The organism is Chryseobacterium sp. NFX27 (assembly GCF_049887855.1).
Lineage (GTDB): Bacteria > Bacteroidota > Bacteroidia > Flavobacteriales > Weeksellaceae > Chryseobacterium.
The window spans coordinates 1-10,174 of record NZ_JAGEKK010000035.1 but is presented as its reverse complement, the minus strand read 5'-3'; the positions used below and the strand labels follow the sequence as shown (position 1 = coordinate 10,174).

The 10,174-nt window shown below is 37.1% G+C and carries 8 protein-coding genes; 3 read left to right on the top strand and 5 right to left on the bottom strand.

Annotated elements, in window-relative coordinates:
• Positions 1 to 76 precede the first annotated feature (76 nt).
• The 4 genes from J4Q03_RS21210 to J4Q03_RS21195 all read right to left on the bottom strand — a co-directional run bounded on the left by J4Q03_RS21210 (position 77) and on the right by J4Q03_RS21195 (position 6,309).
• On the bottom strand, positions 77 to 931 hold the full coding sequence (locus tag J4Q03_RS21210; RefSeq protein ID WP_426050095.1) for a hypothetical protein: 855 nt from the start codon (positions 929 to 931) through the stop codon (positions 77 to 79).
• A 309-nt stretch (positions 932 to 1,240) separates the two neighbouring features.
• Positions 1,241 to 2,911, bottom strand: a complete 1,671-nt coding sequence (gene asnB, locus J4Q03_RS21205; RefSeq protein ID WP_426050094.1) for an asparagine synthase B — start codon at positions 2,909 to 2,911, stop codon at positions 1,241 to 1,243.
• A gap of 324 nt (positions 2,912 to 3,235) precedes the next feature.
• A complete protein-coding gene (locus J4Q03_RS21200; protein ID WP_426050093.1) occupies positions 3,236 to 4,903 on the bottom strand; it encodes a GLPGLI family protein in 1,668 nt (555 codons plus the stop codon).
• A gap of 200 nt (positions 4,904 to 5,103) precedes the next feature.
• Positions 5,104 to 6,309: an RsmB/NOP family class I SAM-dependent RNA methyltransferase gene (locus J4Q03_RS21195; protein WP_426050092.1), complete on the bottom strand. Its 1,206-nt coding sequence runs from the start codon at positions 6,307 to 6,309 to the stop codon at positions 5,104 to 5,106.
• Between the two features lie 279 nt (positions 6,310 to 6,588).
• On the opposite strand from J4Q03_RS21195, the gene J4Q03_RS21190 reads away from it, so the two are divergent.
• Positions 6,589 to 6,936, top strand: coding sequence for a zinc ribbon domain-containing protein YjdM (locus J4Q03_RS21190; RefSeq protein WP_426050091.1), 348 nt, complete (start codon positions 6,589 to 6,591; stop codon positions 6,934 to 6,936).
• Positions 6,937 to 7,199: 263 nt separating this feature from the next.
• Here the strand turns inward: J4Q03_RS21190 and J4Q03_RS21185 are convergent, their stop codons facing one another.
• Positions 7,200 to 8,135, bottom strand: coding sequence for a sulfate/molybdate ABC transporter ATP-binding protein (locus J4Q03_RS21185; protein ID WP_426050090.1), 936 nt, complete (start codon positions 8,133 to 8,135; stop codon positions 7,200 to 7,202).
• A gap of 75 nt (positions 8,136 to 8,210) precedes the next feature.
• Between J4Q03_RS21185 and J4Q03_RS21180 the strand changes: the two genes are divergently transcribed.
• Positions 8,211 to 8,870: a YceI family protein gene (locus tag J4Q03_RS21180; protein WP_426050089.1), complete on the top strand. Its 660-nt coding sequence runs from the start codon at positions 8,211 to 8,213 to the stop codon at positions 8,868 to 8,870.
• A gap of 126 nt (positions 8,871 to 8,996) precedes the next feature.
• Positions 8,997 to 10,007, top strand: a complete 1,011-nt coding sequence (pheS, locus tag J4Q03_RS21175) for a phenylalanine--tRNA ligase subunit alpha (RefSeq protein ID WP_111955668.1) — start codon at positions 8,997 to 8,999, stop codon at positions 10,005 to 10,007.
• Positions 10,008 to 10,174: the final 167 nt, after the last annotated feature.

Genomic DNA, 10,174 nt, shown 5'->3' with positions numbered 1-10,174 from the left:
GCATAAACAAAAGGAAATCAAAATGAAAACTTATAAAAGCAAAAACCAAAGCAAAAACAAATTTGCTCTGGTTTAATTATTTATTTTTGTCCTTTAATCTGTATCGGATTTTCAGGACGAGACATCTAGGTTTTTCTACTCCTTTCCATTCATCGCCGGCTTTTCTGTACTGGCTTAAGATGTAAGTTTTGAAATCTTTTGTTTTGTATTCGATGTTATCAGTGTTCTGTTCAAACGGCATGATGTAGTAGTAGTCAACATCTGTTTTGTCTGATTTGTTTCCTTTTTTTACCGATGGAACGTATTTGGAAAATTTATAGCTAGGAAGATATTGTTTTAACCTTGCATAGAAAGCTTTGTTTTCTTTTTCTTCAGGGATAATATCTACAATATTGAAATCATCTTTTTTCTTATCAATCCACAGATAATATGTTTTTTCTTCGCCCATATTTCTGTTTAAAGAATTGAAGGCAAAAAGTTCTTTAGGCACCAGTTCCTTGATTTTTTCAGGATCTACTTTGGTATAGAACTGTCCTTTAGACGGGTCAACATAAGTTTCAAGGTTGTACATCAAAACTGAGTTGTTTTCGAATTTTTTGTTCTTAAAATATTGATTTAAAGATAATTCTGCAGTGGCTCTGAGCTCTTTTCCTCTGTCATCCAGTTTTTTTGTAGGATTCTGAGGATTTACTTTTTTTACAAATTCATATAAAACGACAGGTTTTACATCTTTAAGGTGAGGATACGTTTTAAGCTGTTCTGCTTTTACCAGCCAGTAAAACTGCTGATAATAGTCATCCTTATCTACATCTTTTACGCTTTTATAAGACAAAGCAAGCTTCTTTGAATTTAAGTATTTGCCGTATTTTCCCTGTCCAAAAGCAAAACTGATGGATAGTAAGGCAAATAAAACAGTAAGATTTCTTCTCATTTTTTTATAATTGATATTTTCGTTGTCCAAATATAATTATTTCTTAGATATTATTTTTGATTGTCAGTTAAATTATATTGATATTGTTAACGTTATTCAAAAGAAAATCCTGTATTTCTACAGGATTGATAAAATTCTATATTTTGAAGCTAGAGTTTAGAAGTTAGAAGTTAGAAGTTAGAAGTTAGAAGTTAGAAGTTAGAACAGAAAACTTCACATTGTGAGATCCGGGAGTTAAGACTTTATAATTTCATATTCTAAACATTGAAGCTCTCAGTCTCTCCGGCCACTTAACTCAGCATCCAAAGCTTATTCATAACTCGTTTCATGTACTTTCACCGCTCTTCCGCTAGGGTCGTTCATTTTTTTGAAAGCTTCATCCCATTCTAAAGCAATAGGAGTGGAGCAGGCTACTGAAGGAACCGAAGGAACCGTTGCCGCAGCTGTTTCACTTGGAAAATGTTCTTCGAAAATAGTTCTGTAACGGTATTCTTCTTTATTCTGAGGAGTGTTCAGCGGGAACCTGAATCTTGCATTGGCCATCATTTCATCGGTAACCTCTTTTTCAGCAACTTCTTTTAATGTATCGATCCATGAATAGCCCACACCGTCCGAGAACTGTTCTTTCTGTCTCCAGACAATAGATTCCGGAAGAACATCTTCAAAAGCTTTTCGTAATACCCATTTCTCTATTTTCCCTTCTGCAGCGCTGATCATTTTGTCTTTTGGGTTGACAGTCATGGCAATGTCCATAAATTCTTTATCCAGGAAAGGAACTCTGCCTTCAATTCCCCAGCTCATCAGAGCTTTATTGGCTCTTAAGCAATCATATAAATGAAGCTTGCCCAGTTTTCTTACTGTTTCATCATGAAATTCTTTAGCATTGGGAGCTTTGTGGAAATATAAATATCCTCCGAACAGCTCATCAGAACCTTCCCCGGAAAGCACCATTTTGATTCCCATAGATTTGATTACTCTTGCCAGAAGATACATCGGCGTGGAAGCTCTGATGGTAGTCACATCATAAGTTTCGAGATGATAAATGACATCACGTACTGCATCCAATCCTTCCTGAACGGTAAAATTAACTTCATGATGTACAGATCCGATATGGTCCGCGGCTTTTCTTGCTGCAATTAAATCAGGCGATCCTACCAACCCTACCGCAAAACTGTGAAGTCTTGGATACCAGGCTTCCTGAGTGTCTCCGCTTTCAACCCGCTGTCTTGCAAATTTTGCAGTCACCGCTGAAATAACAGAGGAATCCAGGCCTCCGGAAAGAAGAACCCCGTAAGGAACATCGCTCATCAACTGTCTGTGAACAGCATCTTCAAGGCCTTTTCTTATTTTAGAAATATCAGTTTCGTTGTCTTTTACGCTGTCAAAGTTTTCCCAGTCTCTTTTGTACCATTGCTGAAGCTCTGCTCCATCAGGACTGTACACAAAATGCCCTGGAAGGAAAGTTTCTATGGTTTTGCATATGCCTTCCAGCGCTTTTAATTCAGAGGCGACGTAATAGTTTCCGTTTTTATCCCATCCCTGGTAAAGAGGGCAGATTCCCATATGATCACGGGCGATCAGATAGATTCCTTTTTCAATGTCATAAAGAGCGAAAGCGAAAATTCCGTTCAGCTTTTCAATGAAGTCTTTTCCATATTTTCTGTAAAGGGCAAGAATCACCTCACAATCCGACTGGGTCTGAAATTCGAAATCCGGAAACTCTTCTTTTAATTCTCTATGGTTATAGATCTCTCCGTTCACTGCAAGAACTACTTTTTCGTCCTTGGTGAATAAGGGCTGCTTTCCTGAAGTAGGATCTACAATAGCAAGCCTTTCATGAGAAAATACCACTTTGTCATCCTGAAATACACCGCTCCAGTCCGGGCCGCGGTGACGGATTTTTTTTGACATTTCTAAAACCTGAGGTCTTAATATTTCGGTCTTTTGTTTGGCATCAAACAAACATACAATTCCACACATGTTGTTACTTATTTGAAGCAAAATTAGCTTTGGTGTTTAAAAATAACAATAAAAAATATCTAATAGTTAATATTTTTAACTTAATAATTTATTTTGGCGAAAAATATTAACTATTTAGGTCAATTATCGAGTATTTAATTGATTTTTTTCACTAGTGAAAAATAGAGTTATTGTTATCTTCTATACAAAATTAAAATGAAATAATTATTAATATATGGTAATTTATTATATGAATTTTAGCCCTTACTTTGTGGCTCGAAATAATTTTTTTTCATCATTTGTGTTTTTACCTTCTTGCAATTCTCTTTGCAAGAAGGTTTTGTTTTATTGAGACCCAAGCAATACCCCTGAAACATTCCATGAACTGAAGCTTGTGCCTTCCTTTTCCCCCTGGGGAATCTTTATCTGTATTGTATGTTTGCCTGCCTTCAGATCTCCAAGAGGAATAAAGTTTGGATTGGTAACTGTTCCAGGACACCAGTTGGACCTGCTGAGGTCTGATGAAGAAAGTCCGTCCGGAAAGTTTCCCGATGCAGGGTTGTAAAGCCGGTAAGAGCCACAGTCTGATCTCCACGGAACAAAAGAAAATGTCATTTTCCCATCCAGGAATATAGAATTAGGCTTGGGAACAAATTCGTCTCCGTTTTCCCAGCCTCCGTGCCCGGTCGTGATGTATCTCAGCTGAGCATTCTTCAGGTCTTTTTCTAATGTAAACTCTACAAAAAGCCCTTTATCCTTATCGAACATCGTTGAATAATCCTGACCTGCCATTTCCATGATATTCAATGTGTTAAAAAGAGGAATTGCCATATTATTCTTATAAATATTCTGGTCACTTTTATGAATAGTGATCTCAAGACTTACTCTATGGCCGCCTTTATCATAATTACCGATAAAAGCACCCACCCATAGTTCTTTTTCGGAGAGAGAAGGCTTTAATTCTGTGATATCCTGTCGGTACGGACTTACAGTCTGCCAGTCTTTTCCTTTCAGTTGAATATGATTGAATTTCTGAATCCCGAAAGCGGTGAAAAATCTCATCATTTCTATAGCAGGACTGTAATTTTCGGTAGTTGTTACTCCGTAATACTGTTTTCCGTTGCCGTTGTCGTAAGCAGGAAGTGTTTTAGCTCCTTTTTCCAGCCCGTCAAAAAATGAGGTTGTTTTGTCCAGCGGAATAAGAAATACAGTTCCTGTTCTGTCGTATGCATCTCCGTTGGACTTCTGCTTTACTTCGACAAAAATATTTTCACCTTCTTTAATTGAAGGAAATTTAATTTTTTTAAGGATGATGGTTCCGTTGGCCAATCTTTTTATCTTTTCATCTGATTTGGATTCATCTGAAAAATTGATGGTTTCATTGTCAAAAACTTTGAGTGTGGTAAAACGGCTTTTCCAGAGAAGATCTTTGTAACCCAACAGATCGGTTGTCTGTATGGAGCCTTTTAAAATAGAGTCAATATCCGTTTTTTTTACTTTTTTAATAGAACTGGCAGTGACCTTCGAATTTTTATTTCTTTCGATTTCCAGAACAAATCCTAGATTCTGTCCTACTACAGATGGTCCTCCATTCATTTTCAAATCACTGGTATACCAAACCTCGATCGTATTGGAGTTTATTTTTGTTACTGCTTTTTTACAGGTGTAGCCCAGAATTTTCTTGGTTTCATTAGTTAATTCAAAGGTCTGTTTTCCGATAGATTCGGTATCTGAAGAAGAAATAATTTCTCCCGGTTTCAGAAAGGCATAAGAAACAACCGTATTGGAAGGTTTCTCTACTTTGGTGATTTCAAATGGATAATCACTTTTCTGTTCTCTGATCTTATTATTCAGAATGAAATTACTTTTTCCATCCGCCCAGACAAGAGTAGGGGACTGGTCGGTAAGAGCTTTCCCGTTATAAGAGCTGGTGTATTCAATCTCATAAGTCTGTGCATATGAAAGACAATATAGAAATAAAGCCAGGAAGCTGAATAGAACTCTTTTATGCATACGTCTGGTTTTTCATAAGTTAATTTCAAATTTCCGGCAGGATCTTAAACAGTTTACGATATTATAAGTAGGGATTAATGATACATATGTTACAAACCGTTTTTCAATGTAGAGAAAAAGGATGTATCTGACTGAAAATTTTTTCAATAAAAAAGCTGCCCTGAAATAGAGCAGCTGTATATTTTATAGATGAGTTAAAATTAAGAAACTCTTTCAATAAGGGCCATATAGAAACCATCATAACCATGGCTAGGCATTACTTTATCATCTTTAATTAACTTGTAGCCTGGGTTGGTTTTCAGAAACTCTTCTACCTGTAAATTGTTTTCAGAAGGTAAGATAGAACATGTAGCATACACCATTTTTCCGCCTACTTTAAGCATTTTGGAATAATCCTGAAGAATCTGCTGCTGTTCTTTTTTAATTCTGTCAATAAAATCCTGGTCGATTTTCCATTTACTGTCCGGATTTCTTTTTAAAACACCAAGTCCTGAACAAGGAGCATCAATCAGAAGGCGGTCCACTTTATCGTAAAGACGCTTGATTACTTTGTTGTCAGAAATCATACGGGTTTCGATGTTGTGCGCTCCTGCTCTTTTTGCACGGCGTTTCAGTTCGGCAAGTTTCCATTCAAAGATATCCAAAGCTACGATCTGGCCTTTATTCCCCATCAATGCAGCTAAGTGAAGGGTTTTTCCACCTGCCCCTGCACAGGCGTCCACCACTCTCTGTCCTTCTTTCACATCCAGGAAATACCCGATCTTCTGTGAAGAAGCATCCTGAACCTCAAATAAACCTTCTTTAAAGGCTGTTGTAAGGAAAACATTTTTCTTTTCCTCAAGCTGAACAGCATCCGGATAGTTTTTTACCGTGTACGCCATGACACCCTCATCTGAAAGATCAGAAATAAGTTCTTTTGGAGTCGTTTTAAGGCTGTTTGCTCTTAATACGGTCGGAGCCTGCTCATTTAAAGCGTGCATTTCCTTTTCCCAACCCGGTCCTAATTCTTTTTCCAGAGTTTCAGCCAGCCATTCAGGAATAGAATGCTCGATAGCTTTCGTAGGAACGGTGTTCTTTTTAAGCTTGGTAAGGATATCTGCGATTTTAATTCCGTCAAATTCTTCAAACTTTTTGTAATTGGTCTTGCTCCAAAGCAGATACGCAATCATCAGCTTATATATATTGGTTGGTTTTACCCCTTCCCCCATATAATATTCAAGACGTTTTTTCCAGCGGATAATGTTATAGAAGATCTCAGAAACAACGGCTCTGTCCTGGCTTCCCCATTTTCTGTGGGCCTTTAAAAGTCTTTCGATTACCTTATCGGCATATTTATTTTTCTCGAAAAATGTTTCCTGTAAAGCATCGTGAATTCCGATCGCTAGGTTTCTGTGAATAAGTTCCATAAAATTGCTTCGCTGTTTGAATCTGCAAAAGTACGAATTATAGTTGAGAGTTGCAGAATTCAAGTTTTAGAGTGGGAGAGTTTCAGAGTGAGAGAGTTTGAGAGTTGTAGAGTACGGGTTTGTGTTAAAGAGTTTGGAAATATAAATTGTGAGTAATTAGTTTTGGGATAAACGACAATATCTGGTGATTGAGGCTCCCGAAGCTCACCTGGTAGCTGATATCTGAAATCTAAACTCTGCATTTATCCCAAAAATCCTACCTTTGCAAAAATAAAAAATATGAGTGATACTGTACTTTGTCCAAAATGCAGCTCCGAATTTACCTATCCGAGTGAAAATAATATGATGACCTGTTCACAGTGTTTTTACGAATGGAATCCTGAAGAAACGGCTGCTGAAAGTTCCAACGAAGGAAAAATACTGGATTCAAACGGAAATGAGCTTCAGGATGGAGATTCTGTGGTGGTGATCAAAGACCTTCCAGTAAAAGGAGCGCCAAAACCGGTAAAAGCGGGAACAAAAGTTAAAAACATCCGTCTCAGACCGGATAGCGATCATAACATAGACTGTAAAATTGACGGTTTCGGATCGATGGCTTTGAAATCAGAGTTTGTGAAGAAAGCGTAAGATTTACTGCATAAAAAAAGGAAAAGATTGGACAGTGTAATCTTTCAAAGACTTAATTGCAGGGATGTGCTAATGTCCGTCTCAGGGCAGAAAGAGAATTAACCAAAAATTTCCTTATGCTGTGGAAATACAAATGTAAGAAAAAGTTTCAAACTGCTTCTTATATTTGTATTTTTTTTATCCACATATTAACAATAACTGTAAGTAAATGTATCAGTTATGAGAAATTAACGAGGAATCTTTGAGTTTAATCTTTCACCGGTTCAGGTAAAGGAAATCTTAATATTCCCTTCTATCTTACCGTCTGTATAAACAATAAGCTCTTTATTTTGAACCTTAATCTTATTCCAGTAATGGTTTCCTGCAAACCTGCTTTCCAGCAATTCAGCTTCAGCTCCGTTTTCGGAGATTTTTATTTCTTTGGGATAATATGAAAATTTAGGAAGTCCGAACTCTGTTTTTTCTTCTTCACTGAATATATTTACTTCACCAAAAAGTTTGGCGACATAAGAATTATAAGGATGTTTGTAGGTTTCTTCCGGGCTGTCATTCTGGATCAGTCTTCCATCTTTCAGAATAACAATTTGATCAAGCCAGGGCATAATATCCTGAAGTTCATGGGTAGAAATAATTAAAGAGATCCGATGCTGTTTCACGTATCTGAACAGTCTTTCACGAAGCTCTATTTTTCTGGGGAAATCCAGGTTGCTGAAAGGTTCGTCTAAAATAAGCAGTTTCGGCAATACAGAAAGTGCTCTGGCTATGGCAACCCTCTGCTGCTGGCCTCCGCTTAAATATTTGGGAAGCACGTGGGCAAATTCCTGAAGTCCTACCACTTCCAGAAGCTCCATGACCGTTTCTTTTTTTTGAGCTAAATTGATATTGGAAATAAATTTTCCTACATTTTCGGCAACAGTGGCATAAGGCATCAGGTCAAAATTCTGGGCCACCAGTTTCATTTCGGCTTCTCCGGGAACAAGATTTCCTTTAGGACCCAAAAGCCGTTTTCCGTTAAAAACAATTTCGCCGCTTTCCCAGTCCAGAAGACCGTAAATCAGGTTAAGCAATGTAGACTTTCCACAGCCGCTTTCTCCTGCCAGAGCAATGATTCTGCCTTCCTCAAAACCCAGATTTAGGTTCTGAAACAGTGGATTATCTTTGGTGTGGGAAAAATATAAATTGTGTATTTCTAAAAGCATAATACAAATGTAAGGTTTTTATGAAAAAATAAAATTTTTTATTATATTAGCGGAAGTAATAAAAATATATCAAAAATGAGAAAAAAACTGTTTTCACTAGCTATTCCTGCTTTATTTGTTGCGGCTGTAGCGGTTTCTTGTAAAAAAGACAAACCGGTTACCAGCGAAAGCAATGAAGTGACAACTACAAAAGACGGGAATCAGTATACAGTGGACACATTAAACAGTAAAGTGGAGTGGAAAGGATATAAAGTTTTCAAGTCTGAAAGTACCAGTCATTTCGGAACAATCAAGTTTGAAAGCGGTGACGTTACGATAAAAGACGGGAAGCTTGAAAGCGGAAAATTTGTTGCTGACATGAACTCTCTGACGTCTGTAGATCTTAAGGACGACGCTGATCAGTTAGGAAAACTGAATGGTCATCTTAAGAGCGGCGATTTTTTTGAAGTTGAAAAATTTCCTACTGCTTCTTTTGAAATTACAAAAGTGACACCGGCTATGGAAGGAGATTACAATACACTTTTGGATGGGAATTTAACCATTAAAGGTATTTCAAAACCTATTCAGTTTAAGGCCAATGTCTCTGTAAAAGACGGAGAAGTAAGTGTGGCTACTGAGCCAAAAGATATTAAAAGAGAAGAGTTTGGCGTAAAGTTCCAGGCTCCTGCTGAAAACGGAGTGATTAAGGATGAGGTAACTCTTCAGATCAACGTTAAAGCTTTAGAAAAGAAATAATTTTTTTATTTAAGTGAAATAAGTGATTGAAGTCTGCCTCCCGTAAAGGGGCAGATTTTTTTATCACAGATTCATTATTAAACTTAAAAAACGTATTTTTGCAAAACATTTTGAAAGGGTAAAACAATGATAGAAAAGATAGAAGAACTACTTACCGAAGTAAACAGCTTCAATGCTACGTCTAAAGAGGAAATTGAAAACTTCCGGATTAAGTATAATGGTAAAAAAGGTGTTCTGAATGATTTTTTTGAAAAATTTAAAGAAGTTCCAAACGACCAGAAAAAGGAATTCGGACAGAAGATCAATTCTTTAAAACAGGCTGTCGCAGGAAAACTGGAAGATCTGAAAGATGCTTCCCAGTCTGCTATTGTCACAGAAAAAGAAGATCTTACAAGACCTGCTTTTCCATTGGATCTTGGGTCAAGACACCCGATCAATCTGGTGAAGAACAGAATTATTGAAATCTTTAAATCTATTGGTTTCGCAGTTGCCGATGGTCCTGAAATAGAGGACGACTGGCACAACTTTACAGCGCTTAACCTTCCTGAATACCATCCGGCAAGAGATATGCAGGATACTTTCTTTATTGAGCAGAACCCGGATATTCTTTTAAGAACGCATACGTCTTCTGTACAGATCCGTTATATGGAAGAAAACCAGCCGCCGATCAGAATCCTTTCTCCGGGAAGAGTATTCAGAAATGAGGCTATTTCTTCACGTTCGCACTGTATATTCCATCAGATCGAAGGTTTGTATATTGATGAGAATGTAAGCTTTGCAGATCTTAAGCAGACGATTCAGTTCTTTACCACTGAACTTTTTGGAAAATCCAAAATCAGAATGAGACCGTCTTATTTCCCTTTTACAGAGCCTAGTGCTGAAATTGATGTATACTGGGGATTAAACTCTGAAACCGATTACAGAATTACCAAAGGAACAGGTTGGCTTGAGATCATGGGATGCGGAATGGTAGATCCTGCCGTTCTTAAAAATGTAAATATCGACTCTGAGAAATATTCAGGATATGCTTTCGGAATGGGAATTGAAAGAATTACAATGCTTCTTTACCAGATGAGCGACATCAGAATGTTCTTCGAAAATGATATCAGAACTTTAGAACAGTTTAAATCACTATAGAAAATTAAACCTCCGGAATTTCCGGAGGTTTTTTGTTTTTATGTCTCGTCCTGAAAAAGGTTGACTATAAAACCATAAAAACAGTCATCCTTATGAATTTAAAAAAAAGATTCCTCCCTGTACAAGAATACAGTGAGGCGTTCAAAAGACAAGTTGTCTCCGAATAT

Coding starts and splice junctions, on each gene's coding strand:
- J4Q03_RS21210 (WP_426050095.1), bottom strand. CDS start 931: ATGAGAAGAAATCTTACTGTTTTATTTGCCTTACTATCCATCAGTTTT.
- asnB (WP_426050094.1), bottom strand. CDS start 2,911: ATGTGTGGAATTGTATGTTTGTTTGATGCCAAACAAAAGACCGAAATA.
- J4Q03_RS21200 (WP_426050093.1), bottom strand. CDS start 4,903: ATGCATAAAAGAGTTCTATTCAGCTTCCTGGCTTTATTTCTATATTGT.
- J4Q03_RS21195 (WP_426050092.1), bottom strand. CDS start 6,309: ATGGAACTTATTCACAGAAACCTAGCGATCGGAATTCACGATGCTTTA.
- J4Q03_RS21190 (WP_426050091.1), top strand. CDS start 6,589: ATGAGTGATACTGTACTTTGTCCAAAATGCAGCTCCGAATTTACCTAT.
- J4Q03_RS21185 (WP_426050090.1), bottom strand. CDS start 8,135: ATGCTTTTAGAAATACACAATTTATATTTTTCCCACACCAAAGATAAT.
- J4Q03_RS21180 (WP_426050089.1), top strand. CDS start 8,211: ATGAGAAAAAAACTGTTTTCACTAGCTATTCCTGCTTTATTTGTTGCG.
- pheS (WP_111955668.1), top strand. CDS start 8,997: ATGATAGAAAAGATAGAAGAACTACTTACCGAAGTAAACAGCTTCAAT.